At 68.3% G+C, this 21,093-nt stretch carries 23 protein-coding genes; 12 read left to right on the forward strand and 11 right to left on the reverse strand.

What is annotated here, in order from left to right:
• The first annotated feature begins 1 nt into the window (after position 1).
• Together BKA16_RS24315 and BKA16_RS24320 are read left to right on the forward strand one after the other, a co-directional pair.
• Complete coding sequence (locus BKA16_RS24315) at positions 2–427, forward strand: oxygenase MpaB family protein (RefSeq protein WP_382427477.1); 426 nt, start codon at positions 2–4, stop codon at positions 425–427.
• Positions 412–690 (forward strand): hypothetical protein, encoded by a 279-nt coding sequence (locus tag BKA16_RS24320; protein WP_382427479.1) that lies wholly within the window; start codon positions 412–414, stop codon positions 688–690. The genes BKA16_RS24315 and BKA16_RS24320 overlap by 16 nt, the downstream gene beginning before the upstream one ends.
• Here BKA16_RS24320 and BKA16_RS14645 read toward each other — a convergent pair.
• Positions 644–2,044: a sensor histidine kinase gene (locus BKA16_RS14645; protein ID WP_343067433.1), complete on the reverse strand. Its 1,401-nt coding sequence runs from the start codon at positions 2,042–2,044 to the stop codon at positions 644–646. The genes BKA16_RS24320 and BKA16_RS14645 overlap by 47 nt on opposite strands.
• 117 nt (positions 2,045–2,161) lie before the next feature.
• On the opposite strand from BKA16_RS14645, the gene BKA16_RS14650 reads away from it, so the two are divergent.
• On the forward strand, positions 2,162–2,836 hold the full coding sequence (locus tag BKA16_RS14650) for a response regulator (RefSeq protein ID WP_183371376.1): 675 nt from the start codon (positions 2,162–2,164) through the stop codon (positions 2,834–2,836).
• A gap of 54 nt (positions 2,837–2,890) precedes the next feature.
• Positions 2,891–3,667 carry a COG4705 family protein gene (locus BKA16_RS14655; protein WP_183371377.1) on the forward strand — a complete coding sequence of 259 codons (777 nt, stop codon included), beginning with the start codon at positions 2,891–2,893 and terminating at the stop codon, positions 3,665–3,667.
• Positions 3,668–3,854: 187 nt separating this feature from the next.
• Here the strand turns inward: BKA16_RS14655 and BKA16_RS14660 are convergent, their stop codons facing one another.
• The gene (locus tag BKA16_RS14660; RefSeq protein ID WP_183371378.1) at positions 3,855–4,478 is read right to left on the reverse strand and encodes an LGFP repeat-containing protein; all 624 of its coding nucleotides are present in this window, start codon (positions 4,476–4,478) and stop codon (positions 3,855–3,857) included.
• A 226-nt stretch (positions 4,479–4,704) separates the two neighbouring features.
• Between BKA16_RS14660 and BKA16_RS14665 the strand changes: the two genes are divergently transcribed.
• Both BKA16_RS14665 and BKA16_RS14670 read left to right on the forward strand, forming a co-directional pair.
• A complete protein-coding gene (locus tag BKA16_RS14665) occupies positions 4,705–5,565 on the forward strand; it encodes an alpha/beta fold hydrolase (RefSeq protein ID WP_183371379.1) in 861 nt (286 codons plus the stop codon).
• Positions 5,566–5,718: 153 nt separating this feature from the next.
• Entirely contained in the window at positions 5,719–7,116 is a 1,398-nt protein-coding gene (locus tag BKA16_RS14670) for an MFS transporter (protein ID WP_343067434.1), read from the forward strand.
• Positions 7,117–7,188: 72 nt separating this feature from the next.
• On the opposite strand, the gene BKA16_RS14675 is transcribed toward BKA16_RS14670, so the two are convergent.
• From BKA16_RS14675 to BKA16_RS14695, 5 genes are all read right to left on the reverse strand, one after another.
• Positions 7,189–9,423: an NADP-dependent isocitrate dehydrogenase gene (locus BKA16_RS14675; protein ID WP_183371380.1), complete on the reverse strand. Its 2,235-nt coding sequence runs from the start codon at positions 9,421–9,423 to the stop codon at positions 7,189–7,191.
• A gap of 423 nt (positions 9,424–9,846) precedes the next feature.
• On the reverse strand, positions 9,847–11,364 hold the full coding sequence (locus BKA16_RS14680) for a flavin-containing monooxygenase (RefSeq protein ID WP_183371381.1): 1,518 nt from the start codon (positions 11,362–11,364) through the stop codon (positions 9,847–9,849).
• A gap of 8 nt (positions 11,365–11,372) precedes the next feature.
• Positions 11,373–12,296, reverse strand: a complete 924-nt coding sequence (locus BKA16_RS14685; RefSeq protein ID WP_183371382.1) for a ferritin-like domain-containing protein — start codon at positions 12,294–12,296, stop codon at positions 11,373–11,375.
• Between the two features lie 20 nt (positions 12,297–12,316).
• A complete protein-coding gene (locus BKA16_RS14690; RefSeq protein WP_183371383.1) occupies positions 12,317–13,219 on the reverse strand; it encodes an SDR family NAD(P)-dependent oxidoreductase in 903 nt (300 codons plus the stop codon).
• Complete coding sequence (locus BKA16_RS14695; RefSeq protein ID WP_183371384.1) at positions 13,216–14,202, reverse strand: alpha/beta hydrolase; 987 nt, start codon at positions 14,200–14,202, stop codon at positions 13,216–13,218. Before BKA16_RS14695 ends, BKA16_RS14690 begins: the two co-directional genes overlap by 4 nt.
• Positions 14,203–14,320: 118 nt before the next feature.
• On the opposite strand from BKA16_RS14695, the gene BKA16_RS14700 reads away from it, so the two are divergent.
• The 6 genes from BKA16_RS14700 (at position 14,321) to BKA16_RS14720 (ending at position 18,399) form a co-directional block, all read left to right on the forward strand.
• Positions 14,321–15,373 (forward strand): threonine aldolase family protein, encoded by a 1,053-nt coding sequence (locus tag BKA16_RS14700; RefSeq protein WP_343067435.1) that lies wholly within the window; start codon positions 14,321–14,323, stop codon positions 15,371–15,373.
• On the forward strand, positions 15,370–15,870 hold the full coding sequence (locus tag BKA16_RS14705; RefSeq protein WP_343067436.1) for a LysE family transporter: 501 nt from the start codon (positions 15,370–15,372) through the stop codon (positions 15,868–15,870). Before BKA16_RS14700 ends, BKA16_RS14705 begins: the two co-directional genes overlap by 4 nt.
• A gap of 3 nt (positions 15,871–15,873) precedes the next feature.
• Positions 15,874–15,996 (forward strand): hypothetical protein, encoded by a 123-nt coding sequence (locus tag BKA16_RS24090; protein ID WP_281378418.1) that lies wholly within the window; start codon positions 15,874–15,876, stop codon positions 15,994–15,996.
• Between the two features lie 96 nt (positions 15,997–16,092).
• Positions 16,093–16,629: a hypothetical protein gene (locus BKA16_RS14710; protein WP_183371386.1), complete on the forward strand. Its 537-nt coding sequence runs from the start codon at positions 16,093–16,095 to the stop codon at positions 16,627–16,629.
• Positions 16,626–17,885, forward strand: a complete 1,260-nt coding sequence (locus tag BKA16_RS14715) for a flotillin family protein (RefSeq protein ID WP_183371387.1) — start codon at positions 16,626–16,628, stop codon at positions 17,883–17,885. The genes BKA16_RS14710 and BKA16_RS14715 overlap by 4 nt, the downstream gene beginning before the upstream one ends.
• A 52-nt stretch (positions 17,886–17,937) precedes the next feature.
• On the forward strand, positions 17,938–18,399 hold the full coding sequence (locus BKA16_RS14720; protein ID WP_183371388.1) for a carboxymuconolactone decarboxylase family protein: 462 nt from the start codon (positions 17,938–17,940) through the stop codon (positions 18,397–18,399).
• 17 nt (positions 18,400–18,416) lie between these two features.
• On the opposite strand, the gene BKA16_RS14725 is transcribed toward BKA16_RS14720, so the two are convergent.
• Genes BKA16_RS14725 through BKA16_RS14740 form a run of 4 tightly spaced genes read right to left on the reverse strand, consistent with a single transcriptional unit; the run spans position 18,417 to position 21,088 of the window.
• On the reverse strand, positions 18,417–18,749 hold the full coding sequence (locus BKA16_RS14725) for a GNAT family N-acetyltransferase (RefSeq protein ID WP_183371389.1): 333 nt from the start codon (positions 18,747–18,749) through the stop codon (positions 18,417–18,419).
• Positions 18,746–19,729: a pirin family protein gene (locus BKA16_RS14730; RefSeq protein ID WP_183371390.1), complete on the reverse strand. Its 984-nt coding sequence runs from the start codon at positions 19,727–19,729 to the stop codon at positions 18,746–18,748. Before BKA16_RS14730 ends, BKA16_RS14725 begins: the two co-directional genes overlap by 4 nt.
• A 28-nt stretch (positions 19,730–19,757) precedes the next feature.
• On the reverse strand, positions 19,758–20,387 hold the full coding sequence (locus BKA16_RS14735; RefSeq protein WP_183371391.1) for an LON peptidase substrate-binding domain-containing protein: 630 nt from the start codon (positions 20,385–20,387) through the stop codon (positions 19,758–19,760).
• Positions 20,384–21,088, reverse strand: a complete 705-nt coding sequence (locus tag BKA16_RS14740) for a VOC family protein (protein WP_183371392.1) — start codon at positions 21,086–21,088, stop codon at positions 20,384–20,386. Before BKA16_RS14740 ends, BKA16_RS14735 begins: the two co-directional genes overlap by 4 nt.
• Positions 21,089–21,093: the final 5 nt, after the last annotated feature.

Genomic DNA, 21,093 nt, shown 5'->3' on the forward strand with positions numbered 1-21,093 from the left:
GATGGACCGCGCGGCCGACGCCCTCGTCCAGCACACCGCCGCGTTCGGCATCGTGCTCGGCGCGGCGTCGCTGCTGCGTGGGGCGGCGAACACGATCGCGGACAGACCGCTCGCACAGACCGGACGGTACGTCTCTTCGCCCGCGGTCCGGTCCGTGGAGGTCGGCGAATGGCTCCGCAAGGTGATCAGTCCGGGCGGCATGCGCCGCGACGGCGGGGGTTTCGCGTACACGGTCCGCGTGCGGATCATCCACGCGCATGTGCGACGCGGACTGCGTGCGGCCGGTCGGTGGGACGCGGACGCGTGGGGCGAACCCGTCCCCCAGCCGTACATGGCGTTCACGATGGCCGAGTTCGGGCACATCGCGATCGACGCCATGGCGAAGATCGGCGTGGAGTTCTCCGACGCCCGATGGCCGTCGAACTGATTCGCGGTCTGCAGCGCGTCTTCCTCGGCGACGACGCCGCCGACGAGCTCGGCATCGCACGCAGTCGCCTGGCCGACGTCGTGCGGATCGCCCGGCCGTTGCTGGTCGCGAGCGTTCGGGTCCGTGCCTTCGCGGCGGGTGGTGGGGCGAGTCTGATCGCGCGCGGCTACCGCGAGCGCGATGGCGAGATGGACCGGATGCCCGCCGCGTACGGCGTCACCCACCAGATGGTCGACGACGCTCCGGCGGCTCCGGCGAGCTAGGCAGGTCGACGACGAACCTCGCGCCTCCGGACGGGGCGTCGCACACGACGATCGTGCCGCCGTGCGCGTCGACGATCTCCTCGACGATCGCCAGTCCCAGCCCGGTGCCGCCGGTTCCCCGCGCGCGATCGGTGTCGAGTCGAACGAATCGCTCGAACACGCGACGGCGGTCGGCCGTCGGCACGCCTGGTCCGTCGTCGTCGACGACGATCCGCGCACCGTCGGCATGGCCGGTCACCGTCACGTGGACGGCCGCCTCGGCGTGCGCGACGGCGTTGTCGAGAAGGTTGCGGACCACGCGGACCAGGGCCGCGCGATCGCCGCGGATCCGGGCTGGTTCGATCGTCGCGGTGAATCCGCCCGCGTCACCGACGGCCGCGATCTGCTCGGCGACCACCTCATCGAGATCCACGTCCGCCGCTCGTAGCCGCAGCCCGGCTTCGTCGGCGCGCGCCAGCAGCAGGAGGTTCTCGACGATCGACTGCAGACGGCGGGTCTCGGGCAGCAGCGTGCCGGTCACCAGGTCGGCGTCGACCGCGTCGGGTCGGGAGCTCGCCAGCTCCAACGCGGCGCACACCGTGGCGAGCGGACTGCGCAGTTCGTGTGACGCGTCGCCGACGAACCGCCGTTGAGCGAGGTGCCCGGATTCGACACGGTCGAGCATCTCGTTCATGGTCGTGGCCAGGCGCGCGATCTCGTCGCGGGTGGGCGGCACCGGCACCCGCGTCGACAGGTCCGCGGCATCGATCGACGACACCTGGTCGCTGATCGCGTCGACCGACGACAGCGACCGGCGGACCAGCGCCGCGGTGACCAGCGCCGCGACGACGGCGATGAGCGGCGCGCCGATGGCCAGCAGCACACCGACGACGACGATCGTCTGCTCGGCGGACTCGTCGCTCGCGGCGACCATCACGCGCAGTCCCGAGCCGTCCGCCCGCGCCGTCGTGACCCGCAGTTCGTCATCGGGCCCCGACGTCGCATCGGCGCCCTGCACATCGTCGGCGTCGGCGGACAGGTCGACGAGCGGCGAACTCCACTCGCGACTCGACGTGCGGACCACGTGTCCCCGTCCGTCGACGACCTGCACCACCGCGACACGACTGTCGACGGCGAACAGGTCGTCGTCGAGGCCGCCGGGCGAGGTCTGTTCGAGACGGCCCGCGACGTCGCTCGCACGCACGGACGCCGCCGAGTCGACCGATTCGCCGAGCGCCAACCGCAGCAGGAGGAGGAGCGCTCCCGCCCCCAGTGCGAGGGCGAGGGCGACGACCACTCCCGCGGCGACGGCCGACCGGCCCACGATCGGCCAGCGCGACGGTCGGACCGCATCTGCGATCAGTGAACGTGACACAGCGAGCACCGCCTTTCTCTCCCGGCCGTCGCACGGTTCCCCGAGTATGTCAGCGCGAGGACCCACGCGTGCGCGGTGCACACTGGATACGTCATCGTCGTCGTCGGAAGGCATACCGTGCGTGTACTCCTCGTGGAGGACGAGCCCCTGCTGGCCAAGACGATCGAACGTGGACTCACCCTCGAAGGATTCGTCGTCTCATCGGTGCACACCGGTCCCGAGGGGCTGGCCGTCGCGTCGACCGAGGACTTCGACGTGATCGTCCTGGACATCATGCTGCCCGGGCTCAGCGGTTACGAGGTGGTGCGGACGCTTCGCGCGCGGGAGCGGTGGACGCCGGTGCTCATGCTCACCGCGAAGGACGGCGAATACGATCAGGCCGACGCACTCGATCTGGGCGCCGACGACTATCTGACGAAGCCGTTCTCCTTCGTGGTGCTCGTCGCACGCCTGCGCGCGCTCATCAGGCGCGGGGCCCCGCAGCGTCCGACGCTGCTCACCGTCGATGATCTGGTGCTCGATCCGTCCGGACACACCGTGCGTCGCGGCGATGCGACCGTCGATCTGACGCCGCGCGAGTTCAATCTGCTGCACTATCTGATGCGCAACGCTGGTGCCGTCGTCACCAAGCACGCGATCCTGTCGAATGTGTGGGACACCGATTACGACAGCGGCGAGAACGCCGTCGAGGTGTATGTGAGCTATCTCCGCAAGAAGATCGACGCACCGTTCGGCACATCGAGCATCGACACCGTGCGTGGTGTCGGATATCGGATGAAACGTCACTCCTGAAAGGTCCCTGATCGTCACAGCGTCGCCACAGCGACGACCGTCGATCCTGGTCGCATGACGACCCCGACGCGCCGGCCACAACTCAACAAGGTTCCCGAAGTCACCGTGTACTTCTGGATCATCAAGATTCTCGCGACGACCGTCGGCGAGACCTGCGCCGACTACCTGAACATGACGCTCGGCTGGGGGCTGACGAACACCACGTACGTCATGGCGGCGCTGCTACTGGCGGCCTTGGCGATCCAGTTCGGCGTCCGCCGGTACGTCCCGTGGGTGTACTGGCTCGCCGTCACGACGATCAGCGTGGTGGGCACGCTGATCACCGACAATCTGACCGACCACCTCGGAGTGCCGCTGCAGACGACCACGACGGTGTTCGCCGTCGCGCTCGTCGCGGTCTTCGGCGTCTGGTTCGCCTGCGAACGCACACTGTCGATCCACACGATCCACACCGCGCGCCGCGAAGCCTTCTACTGGCTGGCGATCCTGGTCACGTTCGCGCTCGGCACCGCGGCGGGAGACCTGATCGCCGAGCAGTTCGCACTCGGCTATCGCACCTCGATGCTGCTGTTCGCTGCGGTCATCGCACTGATCGCCGTCGCGCACCGGGTGGTCGGGCTCGACGCGGTCGTGGCCTTCTGGGCCGCGTACGTCATGACCCGCCCGCTCGGCGCGTCGATCGGCGATCTCCTGTCCGCACCGCGCGCCGACGGAGGCGTCGGACTCGGCGCCACGTGGACCTCGGTCGTGTTCCTCGCCGGGATCATCGGTCTGGTCGCGTATCTGACCGTGACCCGCAAGGACGTGACGCCGTCGGCGGTCGCCGCATAGGCCGCATCCGACGACGACGGTGACATGCGCGGCAGCCGGCGACGTGCGCGGCAGCCGGGAATGCCGCGCATGTCACCGGGTGCCGCGGATGCATCGATGCACTGATCGACCGGCGAATCCCAGACAGAGACAGAGCCGCCCCGACCGTGTGACGGTCGGGGCGGCTCTGCGTTCTTGTGACGATCGACTACTCGGCAGCCACTGTCTTGCCGTCGACGGTGACCTCGACCTTCTGCGTCTTCGTGTCGTAGGTGATCTCACCGTTCTCGAAGGTCGACTTCTTCATGTCGCCCTCGTCGGTCTCGTCGCTCGTCGGAGCGCCGAGCGGACCGGCCGAACCGCCCTTGCCGTCCTCGGACGGCTCGCCGTCGGTGCCTCGCTTGACGTTCCACGCGTCGCGGATCTTGCCCCACGTGATGTACGCGGTGTCGCCCTTGGAGGTGATGACACCACCGTCGAACTGCTGGAACGAAACGCCGTTCTCGCCGGTTCCGGAGGCGTCGGCGCCGGTCAGAGCGTCGCCGAGATCGGTCTTCTGCTTCTCGGTGGCCGACGAGTACTTGGCGGCGATCGCACCGGTCAGCGTGACCTCCTCGCCGCTCGCGGACTTGACCTTGACGTCTCCACCCATGTCCGAGTCGCTCTTGTCCGAATCGGCGGCCCCGCTCGAGTCGGCTGCCTGCGAGCTCGACGTATCGGAGGCCTTCGAGGCGTCGTCCTTGTTGTCGTCGCTGCAGCCTGCCGCGACCAGAGTCGTGACTGCCAGTGCCGCCACGATTCCCGCGGTACGGCGTCGAACGATCTTCGTCATAGTCTCCCCTTCGATGTCTTTCACGATCCGATGCGAGTGAATGCGTGAACATTGACCCGCAGAAGACAATAGCGGCTATCGCCGTACACCGTCACGTACTCCGATATTTCGATTTCGATACGGATTCATTCGGACGGCCCACATAGTCGTCGCACCACCCGAAACGGTCACCCGAATCCTCGATCGATATATTCGATGTATAGGTCATTGAAATTAAGGATAGTGAATGAACGACATTCAGCCTGAAACCATCGTGATGAACACCGCCGGCGGGCAGATCACCGGCGACCGGTGGTCCGGTCCCACCGCGTCCGGCGCACCGATCGTCCTCCTGCACGGCGGTGGTCAGACCCGCCACTCGTGGGACCGCAGCGCGCGTGCGCTCGCCGCGCGCGGACGCGAGGTGTACACCATCGATCTGCGCGGGCACGGCGACAGCTCGTGGGCGCCCGACGCCGACTACAGCATCGACGCATTCGTCGCCGACCTGCTCGTCGTGCTCGGAACGCTCGACGCCGCCCCCATCCTCGTCGGCGCCTCGCTCGGCGGCATCACGAGCCTGTGCGCGACGGGCGAGCATCCGGGCAGCGCCGCAGCCCTCGTCATGGTCGACGTCGTGGTCGACGTCGAACCCGAGGGCATCGGTCGCATCCAGGACTTCATGACCGGCCACATGGACGGCTTCGCCTCGCTCGACGAGGTCGCCGACGCCGTCGCGGCCTACAATCCCGAGCGCCGCCGGCCTCGCAATCTCGACGGGTTGAAGAAGAACGTTCGCCTCCACGACGACGGGCGCTGGTACTGGCACTGGGATCCGGCGTTCATCATCTCCTCCGGCAACGAGCCCCGTCGCCACACCGACCCCGCGCGTCTCGGCGCCGCGGCACGGGAAGTCACCGTGCCGACGCTGATCGTGCGGGGCGGCAAGTCGGACGTCGTGAGCGAGGCAGGCGTCGCGAGCATGCTCGAGCTGGTCCCGCACGCCGATGTGGCGGACGTCAGCGCCGCCGGACACATGGTGGCCGGCGACGACAATCAGGTGTTCGCCGCGGCGATCGACGAATTCCTCGCCGCACACGATCTCTGATCGGGCGTCGCCGGTCGGCGAACGTGAGCAGCGACACGTGAGCGGCGTCCGTATCGCGACGACCGGCGGACGCCGAGGCAATAGGGTTGATACGCATATTTGTGTAGAAAGTTGAAAACCCTGTCTGAAACCCATTCGCGCACCGCAGTCTTCGTGCTCTGTGCCGCGGGAATCGTCGTCTCGCTGATGCAGACGATCATCGTTCCGCTCATCCCCGCCCTTCCTCAACTCATCCACACCTCCGCGAGCAACTCCTCGTGGGCGCTCACGGTCACCATGCTGGTCGGGGCGGTCGCGACCCCGATCGCGGGTCGCGTCGGCGACATGATCGGCAAACGTCTGGTCATGATCGTCAACATGGTCGCCGTGGCGGCCGGTTCGGTCGTCTGCGCCCTCTCGACCGCGTTGGCGCCGTTCCTGATCGGCCGCGCACTCCAGGGTGTCGGCATCGGCACGATCGCCGTCGGCATCAGCATCATACGTGACATCGTCCCCGCGCACCGCCTCGGTCCGTCGGTCGGCGCCATGAGCGCCTCGCTCGGCGTCGGCGGTGCGCTCGGCCTGCCGTTCGCGGCCGTCGTCGCCGAGCAGATCAGCTGGCATGCTCTCTTCTGGATCAGCGCGGCGACGGCGCTGGCGAGCGGTCTCGCCGTACGGGCGTACATCCCGGAGAGCTCCACGCGGTCGGGCGGCAGGTTCGACACCGTCGGTGCGCTCGGGCTCACCGCATCGTTGACGTCCTTCCTCCTTCCGGTATCCAAGGGCGCCGAGTGGGGGTGGACGGCACCGCCGACCGTCGGGCTCTTCATCGTCTTTCTCGTCGTCACCGCCCTGTGGTGGCGGTGGGAGCGGCGCGCCGCCGAACCGCTCATCGATCTCACCGTGCTCACCCGACGGCCGGTGATGCTGACCAACATCGCGTCGGTCGCGACCGGATTCGCGTTCTACGCTTCGCAGATGGCCCCGATCCAGCTGCTGATGGCGCCGACGTCGACGCCGGGAGGCGTCGGCATGTCCATGGTCGCGGCGAGCCTGGTCCTCATGCCGTTGGGCCTGGTGATGTTCGGCTTCTCGTATGTGAGCTCCTGGCTCACCGAGCGGCGCGGCGCCCGGGTCTCGTTGGCGACGGGCGGTGCGATCATCGGCGTCGCCTACCTCGTGTTCATCCTCGCTCTGGAAGGTCCGTGGCATGTCGGCCGGCTGTCGATGCTGCTGATGGGGTGTCTCGTCGGCATGGGACTGGGCTTGGCGTACTCCTCGATGCCCGCGCTCATCATGGCGGCCACGCCGGTCGGTCAGACCGGTGAGGCGAACGGCGTCAACTCGCTGATGCGGGCCGTCGGCACCGCGATGTCGACCGCGGTGGTCGGCATGGTCCTGACCGCGTCCACCGTGTCGACGCGCACGCCGCAGGGTTCGATCAGCACTCCGTCGATCGGCGCCTACACCGTGACCGGTGTGATCTGTATCGCGATGACCGTGATCGCCGTCGTCGCCGCGCTCTCGATCCCCCGCGATCGCCCGCGGCGCATCGACGACGTCGCCGTGTGACCTCCGCGGACGTATCGACCCCCGAGGAGACGGAGACGTCCTCGGGGGTCGATGCGCGTACCGACGTCGATATCAGGCGTTCGCGGACTCCAGATCGGCGTTCAGGGTGGTGCTCGGACGCATCGCCGCGGCCATCTTCGCCTCGTCGCCCTCGTAGTATCCGCCGAGGTCGACGGGATTGCCCTGCACCGCCGACAGCTCGGCGACGATCGTCGCCTCGTCGCCCGCCAGCTTCTCGGCGAGCGGCGCGAAGTGCGCCGCCAGTTCGGTGTCGTCGGTCTGCGCCGCCAACTCCTGCGCCCAGTACAGGGCGAGGTAGAACTGGCTGCCGCGGTTGTCCAGCTCGCCGGTCTTACGCGACGGCGACTTGCGGTTCTTCAAGAGCTTGCCGGTCGCGGCGTCGAGGGTGTCGGCCAGGATCCGGGCCTTCGGGTTGTCGTTCTTCCGGCCCAGGTCGTCCAGGCTCGCCGCCAGAGCCAGGAACTCGCCGAGCGAGTCCCAGCGGAGGTGGTTCTCCTCGACCAGCTGCTGCACGTGCTTGGGCGCGCTGCCGCCGGCACCGGTCTCGTACAGGCCGCCGCCCGCCATCAGCGGGACGATCGACAGCATCTTCGCGCTGGTGCCCAACTCCAGGATCGGGAACAGGTCGGTGAGGTAGTCGCGCAGAATGTTGCCGGTCACCGAGATGGTGTCCAGACCGCGCCACGCCCGCTCGAGGCTGTAGCGCATGGCGCGGACCTGCGACATGATCTGAATGTCCAGACCCTCGGTGTCGTGGTCGGCCAGGTACTTGTTCACCAGACCGATCAGGTTGTTCTCGTGCGGACGGTACGGATCCAGCCAGAACACGGCGGGCATCCCCGACTCGCGAGCGCGCGTGACCGCGAGCTTGACCCAGTCGCGGATCGGCGCGTCCTTGACGATGCACATGCGCCAGATGTCCCCCTGCTCGACGTCCTGCGAGAGCAGGACCTCGCCGGTGGACGCGTCGACGATGTTGGCGACGCCGCCCTCGGGGATCTCGAAGGTCTTGTCGTGCGAGCCGTACTCCTCGGCCTTCTGCGCCATCAGTCCGACGTTCGGCACGGTGCCCATGGTGGTCGGGTCGAACGCACCGTTGGTCTTGCAGAAGTTGATGATCTCCTGGTAGATGCGGGCGAACGTCGACTCCGGCATCACGGCCTTGGTGTCCTTGGTCCGGCCGTCGGCGCCGTACATCTTTCCGCCGATGCGGATCATGGCGGGCATCGAGGCGTCGACGATGACGTCGCTCGGCGAGTGGAAGTTCGAGATGCCGCGGGCCGAGTCGACCATCGCGAGCTCCGGCCGATGCTCGTGGCAGCGGTGGAGATCCTCGATGATCTCCTCCTTCTTGGACGCGGGCAGGCCGTCGATCTTGTCGTACAGGTCCACCATGCCGTTGTTGACGTTGACGCCGAGCTCGTCGAACAGATCGCCGTGCTTGGCGAAGGCGTCCTTGTAGAAGACCTTCACGCAGTGACCGAACACGATCGGGTGCGAGACCTTCATCATGGTCGCCTTGACGTGCAGGGAGAACATGACGCCGGTCTCCTTGGCGTCGTTGAGCTGCTCCTCGTAGAACTCCAGCAGGGCCTTCTTGCTCATGAACATCGAATCGATCACGTCGCCCTTGTCGAGGGGAACCGTCTTCATGAGGTGGACTTCGCCGTCGGGGGTCACGACCTCCATACGCGCATCGCACGCGTGGTCGAGGATCATCGACTTCTCACCGGCGTAGAAGTCGCCGTGGGTCATGTGCGCGACGTGCGACTGCGACGCCATCGACCACTTGCCCATGCTGTGCGGGTTCTCCCGCGCGTACTCCTTGACGGCCTTCGGTGCACGACGGTCCGAGTTGCCTTCGCGCAGAACAGGGTTCACCGCGCTGCCGAGAATCGCCGAGTAGCGGTCGCGGACGGCCTCCTCCTCGGGAGTCTTGGGGTCCTGCGGGAAGTCGGGGACGTCGTAGCCCTTGCCCTGCAGTTCGGCGATCGCGGCGTTGAGCTGCGGAACCGAGGCGCTGATGTTCGGCAGTTTGATGATGTTGGTCTCGGGCAGCTGGGTCAGCCGACCGAGCTCGGCGAGATTGTCGGGGACCTTCTGCTCGTCGGTCAGGCGATCCGGGAAGGCGGCCAGGATGCGAGCGGCGACCGAGATGTCACTGGTCTCGACGTCGATTCCGGCGGGCCCGGCGAAAGTGCGGATGATCGGCAGGAACGCCTCGGTGGCCAGGCGGGGGGCCTCGTCGGTGAGCGTGTAGATGATCGTCTGCTTCGGGGAGGTCATTGGTGTCGCAGCCTCATTTCGATCGTGTTCTTGTGGAACTCGTGTACCTTGCGTCGCTGACATTGTCCCGCCGAACGTGACGTGGTGCGAGGCGTCCTCAAGAATGCGAGGCAACCCACACACCGCTGTGTCACCGACCTGCGCTGCTTGCTGTAGACAGCAGACACCGGCCGCCGACGGATGCCAGATGGGTGCAATCGACGACGTCGGCGTCGTGTTTCGACGACCCCCGGACGCGGAGCCCGGGAATCAGCGGAACACGACACATCCGCCGAGGATTCGCAGCACTCGGCGAGGGGTTCGACGCCGGATGCTTCCGGGGAGCAATGATACCGCCGACCCGGTCGGCGCCCACGCCGCGACACCGGTCCGCCCGCACCGGTCCGCCCGCACCGGACCGACGCGTCGGTGACGATCGTCTCGCTACCCGCGAGTAGGAACACGGACCGAGACGGTCGGCCCCACGGCGGGCGCCGCCGCGTCGGCGTGGACGCGGATCCGATAGTCGCGCAGGTCCACCTCGCGCAACTGATTCGCGTACTGGGTCGCGAAGCCCGGGAACATCGTCGAGTTGAATCCGTCGTCGGTCAGGTACCAGCTCTGGCAGCCCGAGTTCCAGGTCGTCGATGCGAGGCGCTTCTGGATGTCTCGGTTGTAGCGCTCCTGGACCTCGGCGCGGACGTCGAGCGCCTTCCACCCGTTGTGCTCGAGGTGGACCACCATGTCGGTGAGATAGTCGATCTGCGACTCCATGTAGACCAGAGCGGAGTTGTGTCCCGGACCCGAGTTCGGACCGAAGGTCACGTGCAGGTTGGGGTATCCCTCGACGTTGACGCTGCGGTAGGCGTACGCGCCGCCTGCCCACTCGTCGGCCAGGACACGGCCGTCGACACCGACGATCTCGAACGGGGTTCCCTGCTTGCTCACCTCGAAGCCGGTCGCGTACACGATGCAGTCCACCTGGTGCTCGATGCCCTCGACCGTCCGCACCCCCTCCGGGGCGATCCGCGCGATCGGCCAGGTGACGAGTTTGCAGTTGTCCGCTTGCAGCGCCGGATAGTAGTCACTGGTCATCAGCAGGCGCTTGCATCCCGCGGAGAAGTCGGGGGTCAACTGCCGTCGCATCCACGGGTCCTTCACCTGAAGGCGCAGATTCAGTCGGCTCAGCGCCTCGACCGCCCGGGTGAGCGGGGTGTCCCAGACGACGCCGAGCGCGACCGACTCGTGCCCCCAGAACCACCCGGCGCGCGCCAGACGCTGGGCGCCCGGGATCGACCGGTAGATCCTCTTCGTGAACTCCCCGGTCTCCAGGTCGACCTTCGGCAGGACCCAGCCGGGCGTGCGTTGGAACACCTTGACCGATGCCGCCTGCTTCACCAGGTGCGGAATGATCTGCACACCGCTGGCCCCGGTTCCGATCACCGCCACCTTCTTGCCGGTGAAGTCGTAGTCGTGGTCCCACCGCGCACTGTGGATCACGTGACCCGCGAAGTCGTCGCGGCCGCGGATGTCCGGCATGGCGGGATTGGCGAGCGGACCGGAGGCCATGACCACCGATCGCGCGGTGACCGGCCGACGACGGCCGGCGAATCGGATGGTCCACTCGCCGGACTCCTCGTCGTAGGAGATGCCGGTGACCTCGCGGCCGAACCTGATGTGCCGGGCGAGATCGTGATCGGCGACCATCGAGTCGATGTAGTCGAGGATCTCCGCACTCGCCGAGTACGTGTGCGACCACTCCGGGTTCTGCGCGAAGCTGTACGAGTACAGGCGCGACGGAATGTCGCACGCCGCTCCCGGGTAGGTGTTGTCCCGCCAGGTCCCGCCGACCCGATCTCCGCGTTCGAAGATCGTGAAGTCGTCGATCCCCTTCTGCTTCAAGCGGATCGCGGTGCCGATACCCGCGAAGCCCGCGCCGATGACTGCTACTGCGATCGTCATGTCGTTCCTCAGGCCGCGGGCTCGTAGGTCAGTTCCTGCGACCACGTCGGGGTGCGATGCACGAGCCCGAACGGGATCTTCGCGGTGAGCTTCACCAGCGAGTCGGCCACCAGGTGGTAGGGCAGGTTGTCGCGGTCGATGACCCACGAGCCGTGCAGGGACACCAGCCGGAACATGGGCAGTCGTCTGGCGTACTCGCTGCGGCTGCCGACGGCCTTGTACTTGGCCATGGCCCCGAACAGCTTCTGCTCGTCGACGCCCATGTCGACGATGTTGTCGCGCATCTTGTTCAGCAGCGGCATGTAGCTGAGGAACCCGATCATCATCGACGGCTTCAGCCAGCCGCCGACGAAGTCGGCCAGCAGTTTCCGCATCTCGGCGTGGCCGAGGATGTCCATCACCTCGTAGTCGACGGCGAGGTGACGCGACTCGTCGGAGTTGATGTGGCGGAACACGTCCTGTGCGACGGGATCCTTGACCTCGTCGGTGATGAACTTGATGAGGGCGCCGTCGAGCGCCACCTCGAGCATCGGAATCACCGTGCCCAGGAACGAGAGCGACATCCCGTCGGAGTACTTGTCCAGGTAGTTGATGATCAGCTGGACGTTGACGTTCGGCGACGGGATCTCGTCGCCGTCGAGCATCCCCCAGCGTCGCATCAACGCCAGCTCGGCGTTCGCGTGCTTCTGCTCCTCCGCGTGGAAGTGCTCGTAGATGCTCTTGAGCGTCGGGGTGGGCGCCTTCTTCGCCATGGCGGCGAAGCCGCGGGCACCGACGTTCTCGATCCACATGAGATCGGAGAGGAACGGCTTGAGTCTGGCGTGCAGTTCGGGGTCGATGAGCTCGGCGCCCGGCGCGTCCCAGTCGATGTCGGCGAGCGCCCACTGCCGATCCTTGATCATCTTCAGCATGCGGTCCATGTCCATGGCCATGATTGCGGTGTCCTTCTCGGTTAAACGGCGGTCGTCTCGCGGGGATCCGCGGACACGGTCTCGGCGGGTTCGTCGGTCGGCAGGAGTCGGTTGAGGACCCCGGCGCCGAGCGTGTACGGAACCGGCAGGTATCGCTTGAGGTGCCAGATCACGGAGGCGTCGAACTGCGGCACGACGTAGAGCCGTCCGAGGTCGTTGGCGTCGAGCGTCGCCGCCGCGATCGACTCGGGTGAGCGACCGGTGTGCTCCATCAACCAGCCCGCCAGCCCCTGCCCGGTGTCGGTGATGCGTCCGTCCCGAGCGACGTTCGTCTTGACGAAGGTCGGGCACAGGACGGTGACGGCGACTCCGGTGCCCGACGTCTCCGCGGCCATCGTCTCCGACAGCGACATGACGCCGGCCTTGCCGACGTTGTAGGCGCCCATCACCGGCGCGGCGGCGAAACCCGCCGCCGACGCGACATTGATGATTCCGCCGCGGCCCGCCTGCCGGACGAGCGGCGCGAACGTCTCGCACCCGTGGACCACGCCCCAGAGGTTGATGCCCAGCGCCCAGTTCCAGTCGTCCATGCCGATGGAGCCGACCGGCTTGCCGCCGATGCCGACACCCGCGTTGTTGACGACGAGGGTCGGCGGGCCGCCGAACTCGGCGACCGCGACGTCACGGAGCCGGTGTACGTCGTCGAGGACGGCCACGTCACAGGTCTGGGCGACCGCTCGACCGCCCCGAGCCGTGATCGTCGCGACGGTCTCCGTCGCCCGAACCGGATCGATGTCCGCGCACACGACGTGTCCGCCACGCCGTGCGAGTTCGAGTGCGAACGCCCGGCCGATTCCGCTTCCCGCCCCGGTCACGACGGCCCGTGCGCGGTGACTGCGACGGTTGCGGACCAGGCCCGCCAGTAACGAGTCGATGCCGATCATGATGCGGCTCCTTCGGATATGCGTGCGTTCTCGAGTGCGGAAGCGATGAAGTCGCGGATGCGCAGCAACGCCTGATCGGCTTCGGGACCGAGTCGGTCGAGTGCCTGGAAGACGTGCATCTGTCCCGGCCAGATCTCCAGGTCGGCGCGGCCGCCGTGGGCGGTGACCTGCTCGACGACGTAGCGCGCGTCGGCGGAGAGCATCTCGGCGCCACCCGCCTGGACCAGCATCGGCGGTGCGGCCGCCGAACCGCGGAAGTCGATCGCCAATCGCGGGTCGGACGGATCGGCGTCCGCCGTGTACAGCTCGACGAGCCTGCGTGCCGCCCGCGCGGTGATCATCGGATCGCGACGACGCCGCTCCTGCCCGGCCGCGAGAGCGAACGTCGGATCGATCACCGGCGAGGCCGTCACGACGCCCGCGGGTACCGCCCGGCCGGCCGACGCTCGGTTCAGTACGAGTCCCACGGCGAGATGTCCGCCGGCCGAGTCTCCGACGACGACGATGTCTCGGCTCGCGTATCCCTGGTCGCGCAACCAGTTCCAGCCTGCCTCGACGTCGTCGTGCGCGGCCGGGAACCGATGCTCGGGGGCCAGCCGGTAGTCGAGGACGAACACCGGGAGTCCGGTGGCCGCCGACATCCTGGCCGCGTATCCGCGATGGGTCGTCGGCGAGCACATCATGTAGGCGCTGCCGTGCAGGAAGTAGATCACTCGGGAGCTTCCCAGGTCGGCCCCCGGGCCGTACACCCACTCTCCGCGCACCGCCCCGTCGTCGACGTACACCACGCGGGTGTCCGCGGGCGTCGTCCCGAACGCTCCCATGAGCAGGGCGATCAGACGACGCGACGTCGCGACGCCGATGCGGCTGGTCCCGATCACGTCGGTGAACGTGCCGAGACCGTACCGCGTCGCCGCCGCGGCCGCCTTCGTCCGCTTCGTCGCGACCGCCGGAACCGGCGGCGCGATTCGATGTCTTCTCATGACTTACATGTCATCAACCACAGTGCCACTTGTCAATGTAACTATGGTCGATGTCGGAATACGATCGGGTCGAATCATCGATCCGAGTCGTGCCCGTCGGCCGCGTTATCGTGGCCGGGTGACCGCCGATTCCACCGCGCCGCAGACCGACTTCGCGTCCGACAATTACGCGGGCACCCACCCCGAGGTCATGTCCGCGCTGGCCGAGGCCAATCGCGGCCGAGCCGTCGCCTACGGCGACGATCCGGTCACCGCTCGGCTGGCGACGACGATCACCGAGCACTTCGGCGAGCAGGCCCGCGCCTACCCCGTGTTCACCGGGACGGCGGCGAACGTTCTATCGCTCCAGGCGCTCCTGCCCCGGTGGGGCGCGGTGGTCACGGCGGCGACGGCGCACATCGTCACCGATGAGGGCGGCGCGCCCGAGCATGTCGCCGGACTCAAACTTCTTCCGGTCGATGCTCCGGACGGCCGGATCGGCCCGGAACTGATCGACGCGGCCGCCGCCGATCTGGGCGACCGGCAGCGAGCGCAGCCGGCCGCCGTGTCGATCACCCAGGCCACCGAGCTGGGCACCGTGTACTCCGCCGCGCAGATCCGCGCGGTCAGCGACGCGGCGCACGCCCACGGCATGCGGGTGCACATGGACGGGTCGCGACTGGCGAACGCGGCCGCACACCTGAACCTGCCGCTGCGCGCACTCACCGTCGACGTCGGTGTGGACGTGCTGAGTCTGGGCGGCACCAAGAACGGTGCGATGGGCGCCGAGGCCGTCGTCGTGCTGAATCCCGACGCCGTCTCCGGCGTCGAATACCTCCGCAAGTCGTCGGCGCAGCTGGCCTCCAAGATGCGGTTCCTGTCGGCCCAGCTCGTCGCCCTCTACGACGGCGACCTGTGGCTGCGCAACGCCGCGCACGCCAATGCGATGGCCACCCGGTTCCGCACTCTGATCGAGGCGTCGGACTCCCCGATCGAAGTCACCCGGCCGACGCAGGCGAACGCGGTGTTCGCCGCCCTGCCCGCGGGCGTCGCCGACGCACTCCGGACCCGGTTCCGGTTCTACGACTGGAATCCGGCGACCGGCGAGGTCCGGTGGATGTTCGCCTTCGACACGACCGAAGCGGATGTCGACGAGTTCGCCGCCGCGGTGGTCGGCGCTCTTCCTCGGTGACCGTCTCCACGTGGTGGGCGCTTCTCGGCGCCTGCCTGCTGATCAGTCTGACGCCCGGCGCCGGTGCGGTGAACACGATGAACAACGCGCTCAACGTCGGTTTCCGGCGGTCGGTCTGGGGAATCCTCGGTCAACAGACCGCGCTGCTCGTCCAACTCGTCGTGGTCGCCGCCGGCCTCGGCGTCGTCATCGCGAACTCTCCGACCGCATTCGACGTGATCCGCTACTGCGGTGCCGCGTACCTCGGCTACCTCGGTGTCCGCCGGATACTCGACGCCCCGGCCGACGCCGACGCCGACGACTCGGAGATCGCGCCGGCACGCGAGTCGGCGCGGTCGATGTTCGGTCGCGGCATGTGGGTCAACCTGCTGAACCCCAAGGCCATCGTCTTCCTCCTCGCGTTCATCCCCGGATTCGTCGCCCCCGAACGCGACCCGTTCGTTCAGTACGGGCTGATCGCGCTCACGGTCGTCGCCGTCGACATCACGGTGATGTGACTGGTGTTCGCACTGCTCGGCCGGGGCTTCCATCGCCTCACCTCGACCCGGCGCGCCCGCCGTCGACTCGATGTCGTGTTCGGCCTGCTGTTCATCGGCGTCGGAGTGATGCTCGCACTGATGTGAACCGCGCCGCGGCGAACCGTGTCGTACGTCCGGATGGTCCAGTCCGAGCCCTGTGACAGAATGTGACCATACGGAACGCTGCGAACAGGGGGCAGAGTGCTCGGAATCGTCCTTCTCGTCATCGGCGTCGTCGGCCTCCTGCTGACGCTGCTGTCGCTGATCGGTTTCGAGTTCGCCTCCGTCGACGTCCACATCGGCGACTCCGGCGCCGGCCTCCTGTCGGTCACGACGCCGTTCTTCACCGGATTCGGGCTCCTCGCCGGCGGACTCATCGTGTTCGGGGACGTCAGCACGGTGGTGGCGCTCGGCGCGGGGGTCGCCGCCGGTGTGGTCCTCGCCGTCGCCGCGTTCGCGGTCCTCGGATACCTCGTCGGGTCCGAGGAGGAACTCCCCTCCTACGACCTCGTCGGCTCGACGGTCCGCATCGTCGAACCCGTCAGCGGCGGCCGCTTCGGCACCGCCGAGGTCAGCACCCCGCTGGGCGCACGTCAGGTGACCGTCACCTCGGACGAGGCGTTCGCCCACAACGATCGCGCGGTGATCGTGTCCAGGCTCGATCACCGCGACGGTTACTTCGTCTCGCCGTTGACCTTCGGCGAGACCACGCATCCAGAAGGGAATGATCACCCATGACCGCGATCATCACGGCCGTAGTCGTCGTCGCAGTCCTGCTTGTGCTCGTCGTGCTCCTCCTGCTGTCCCGCTATCGCGTGCCGGGCGCCGAAGAGGCGTTCATCGTCACCGGAACCGGCAAGGGACATCAGGGCAAGGTGTACCGCGGCACGGGGACGTTCGTGCTGCCGGTCGTGCAGCGCGCGACCCGCGTCCAGCTGTCGTCGATCAAGGCGGACCTGGACACCTCGACTCCCGCGAACGACGGAATCGAGCTCAAGGTCCGCGGCGTCGCCGTGGTCAAGGTCGGCGACACCCCGGAGGACATCCTCAAGGCCGGTCCCCGCTTCGGCGACGACCTGAATCGCGTCAAGACACTCGTCACCGAGCAGCTCTCCGGTGAACTCCGTTCGATCGTCGGCACGATGACCGCCAAGAGCATCCTCGTCGACCGCCAGCAGCTCGTCGATCAGGTGGCCCAGTCGATCAAGGAGATCCTGGCCAATCAGGGTCTGCTGCTCGACAGCTTCTCGATCAACGACGTCCAGGACTCCGACGGCCAGTACTTCAGCGACCTCGCCGCCAAGGAGCGGTCGGATCAGGCGGCCATCGCCGCGCAGTCGCGGGCCGAGGCGCACCGAGTCGCCGAGCAGAGTCGCATCGCGAACGAGCAGGCGATCATCGAGCAACAGCGCGAACTCGACATCCAGCGCGAGGCGGCCCGCCAGGCCACCGACCGCGCGGCCGCCGAGGCAGACGCCGTGCGTCCGCTCGTCGAGGCCGAACGACGCCGTATCCAGGTGGAGAAGGACAACGAGGTCGCCGAGCAGAACGCGCGTCTGCGCGACACTCAGCTCGACGCCGAGGTCCGTCGTCCCGCCGAGGCCGATCTGTACGCGGCCCAGCAGCGCGCCGAGGCGCGCAAGGCCGAGATCACCGCCGAGGCCGAGGCCAAGGCCGCGGGCATCCGCATCACCGGTGAGGCCGAGGCCGAGGCCCTCGAGAAGCGTGCCGACGCGCTCGGCAAGCTCGACAAGGTCGGCCAGCTCGAACTGGTCCTGACCAAGCTGCCCGACATCGTCAGCGCCGCGGCCCAGCCGCTGACCGACTCGAACATCACCCTGGTCGGCGACTCGGTGAGCCCGCTCACCCAGAGCGCCGGGACCGGCGTCGCGAGCACCCTCGAGGTGATCCGATCGACCACCGGCATCGACGTCGCGGGCATGCTCGCCAACCTCGGCGAGTCCAGGGCCGACGACGGGAGCGCCGAGGGCTGACCCGCCGCGGACGAGTGCCGCGGCCGAGCCACGCCTGATCTACGGTGGAGGCATGCCGACACCCCGCGTGAAACTCGACAAGCAGAATCCGGATGTCTACGCGCGGCTCGTGGCCGTGTCCACGGCGGTCAAGGCGGCCGCGGACACGGCCGGTCTGCCCCGGATCGTGATCGAACTCGTCAACGTGCGGTGCTCGCAGATCAACGGCTGCGCGTTCTGCCTCAGCCTGCACCATGCCGATGCGATCGGTGCGGGCGCCACCGAACAGCAGATCGTCGTCCTCCCCGCCTGGCGCGAGGCGCGGAACCTGTACGACGACCAGATCTGCGCCGCGCTCGAACTCGCCGAAGCGGTGACCGAGCTCCCCGGTCACCACGACATGGACTGCGCGTACGAGCGCGCCGCCGACATCCTCGACGCCGCGCAGATCGGCGCCGTCGAATGGGCGGCGCTCACGATCAACGCCTTCAACCGGCTGTCGATCATGAGCGAGTACCACGTCCGCCCCCGCTGAGGGCGTCGAGTCCGGCGTCAGCGCGAGGCGAGGAACGCGAGGATCTCCGGGGTCACGGGGTCGACGATGTCGGCGACGTCGTCGTGCTTGGACACGTAGTGCGCGACCAGCGGGCACACCGGGACCACGCGCTGTCCGGCGGCGCGAGTGTCGGCCAGCGCCTCACGGACGAGGATCGAACTCAGACCGCGGCCGGAGAACTCGTCATCGAGTTCGGTGTGCGGGAAGATCCGCTGCGCCCCGCGGTCGACGAACTGGGTGAAGCCCGCGAGCTCACCGCCGACGGTGATGTCGTAGCGGCCCGCCGCGTCGTTGCGCGCGACGTCGATCTGTTCGGTGTCCTCGCTCATCGTCCTGGTCTCCTTCTCGGCTTCAGCCGACTGTTGGGCAGTGGCGGTGCGGGGATCCGTTGATCCGGTCCCCAACCGTCCACAGTTCCGAAACGCGATGCGCCGCTCTCCCATTCCGTGCGGAATCCGGCGATCTCATCGTGGTCGCGGCCCACGAAGTTCCACCACATGACGATGTCCTCCTCGAACGGCTCACCGCCGAGCAGGATCAGTCGTGCCGGTCGATCGGTGGGGTTGTCCAGGGTCAGCGTGCTCGCGCCGGTTCCGACGTACGCCAGGCTCGCGTGGCCGATCTCGACGCCCGCCACGATCAGGCGGTCGGTGTCGACCACCACGCCGTGTTCGTACGTCGGGTTCACCGCGAGGTCGACCCGGGCGCCGGGGTCGAGGATCAGTTGGGCGCCGAGCAGCGGGGTCGCCGTCACGACCGGCGACGCGGATCCGCCGAGTTCGCCGATGAACACGCGCATGCGCCCGACGGCGGTCCCGTCGGCGGTCAGCGCGACTTCGCCGGGCGCGTGGTGCTGGAAGCCGTGCGGATCGTCGCGGACACCGTCGGGCAGGGCGAGCCACAGCTGCATGCCGTGCAGCACGTCGGTGGCCGTGGTGGAGACCTCCGAATGGCTGATCCCGTGTCCGGCCGACATCAGGTTCACCTCGCCGGGCAGCACCATCGCGTGCACGCCCGCACTGTCGCGATGCTCGATCTCGCCCTCGAACAGCCAGCTGACCGTCTGCAGCCCGGTGTGCGGGTGCGGCAGGACGTTCATGCCGCCGCTGGAGGAGACCGGCTCGGGTCCGTAATGGTCGGCGAAACACCACGCGCCGATCATCGAGCGGGAATGCGTCGGGAGGGTCCGCCGAACCAGCATCGCGCGGATGCCGCCGAGCGGAACTTCACGGGGCTCGACCACCTCGACTCCGGTCGCCGACGTCGCCGAGCAACCGATCTCGACGGGCTGCGCTTCGAGATTGCTCATGGCGACGAGGATAGCGCCCTCGCCGGGTTCAGGCCTGCAGGCGGAATCGCAGTGCGGCGACGAGGTCGTCCACCGCCGATGCGAGCACGTCGACGCGGGCGGCCGCGTCGGGGGCGACGAGTGCGCGATGGCGGTCGGCCGCGCCCAGCGGGAGATCGGAGGCGGCCCGGAAACTGGCGGCGGTGGCGTCGTCGCCCGCGTAGTCGACCGGCTCGGCGAGCTGCGAGGCGATCCACCGCAGCTGTCGGTCGCGGCGCCCGCCCTGTCCGCACAGCAGCTGCAGTTCGGCCCGCTTCTCGAGCAGCGGGTCCCAGTCCGGTTCGTCGCCCGCCGCATCCGGCGCCATCCGAGTACGGGCGCGCGGATACGGGTCGTCGGGCAGCCATTCGTCGACGACGATCCGCGCCGTTCCGCGACACGCCAGCGAGTACTGGCGCGGTCCGCTCTCGGCCCACTGCTCGACGCGCGCCAGCGTGCCGACATGCTCGCGGTCGTCGCCGCCCCCGACTTCGGATCCGCGTTGGATGAGGACGACGCCGAACGTCGAGTCGCCGACGAGGACGTCGTCGAGCATCGTCGCGTACCGGGGTTCGAAGATGCGCAGGGGCAGCGCCTCACCCGGCAGAAGGACCGAGCCGAGCGGGAACATCGGAGTCATCGCCGCGCCCCGCTCGGTGCGGCACCCTGCTCGATGAGCAGGGTCGGTGTTCCGAACGCACGGTCGCGCACCGTGCACACCCGGGTGCCCGGCTTCCGACCGGCCCGCACGTCACCGGCGTCCAGTCCCGCGTCGACCAGGTTCCGTCGATCGGCGTCGATGTCGGCGGACAGCCAGGCGATCCCGGCGAACCGATCGCGCTCGGCCATCGCGGGACCCGCGACCACTTCGACGATCACGGTCGCCGTACGGAAGAACAGCTGGGTCACATCGTCGTCCAACGCCCGCGCGCGACGCAGGCTCATCCCGAGCCGGCCCGCGTAGAGTGCGATCGCCGCGTCGGCGTCCGGGTGGGTCAGCAGGACGTGATCGATCCGGCGGGCGGCCGCATCGTCGGAGGTCACCGAGGTGATGCCGATCGGCGCACATCCGATGTCCGCCGACCTCTCGTCCCGATCGACGACGTCGAGCCCGCGACGGCGCAGTTGCACCCGTGCCTCGGGCAGGTCGGCGACCGCGAAGTCGACGTGCGGGTCGTCGGCGGTCCCGAACTCGACGACGCCGTTGCCCGCTGTCGCGCGTGTCGCTCCTGCCCGCCCGCCGACGAGGATCCGGTAGGCCGCGGCCGACGCGACCGGATCGGTGACGGGCAGGATCAGTCGGACGTCGGAGACTGCGATCGGATCGCGCGGGATGCTCACCAGCC

Source organism: Gordonia humi, from assembly GCF_014197435.1.
In the GTDB taxonomy this organism is placed as follows: domain Bacteria; phylum Actinomycetota; class Actinomycetes; order Mycobacteriales; family Mycobacteriaceae; genus Gordonia; species Gordonia humi.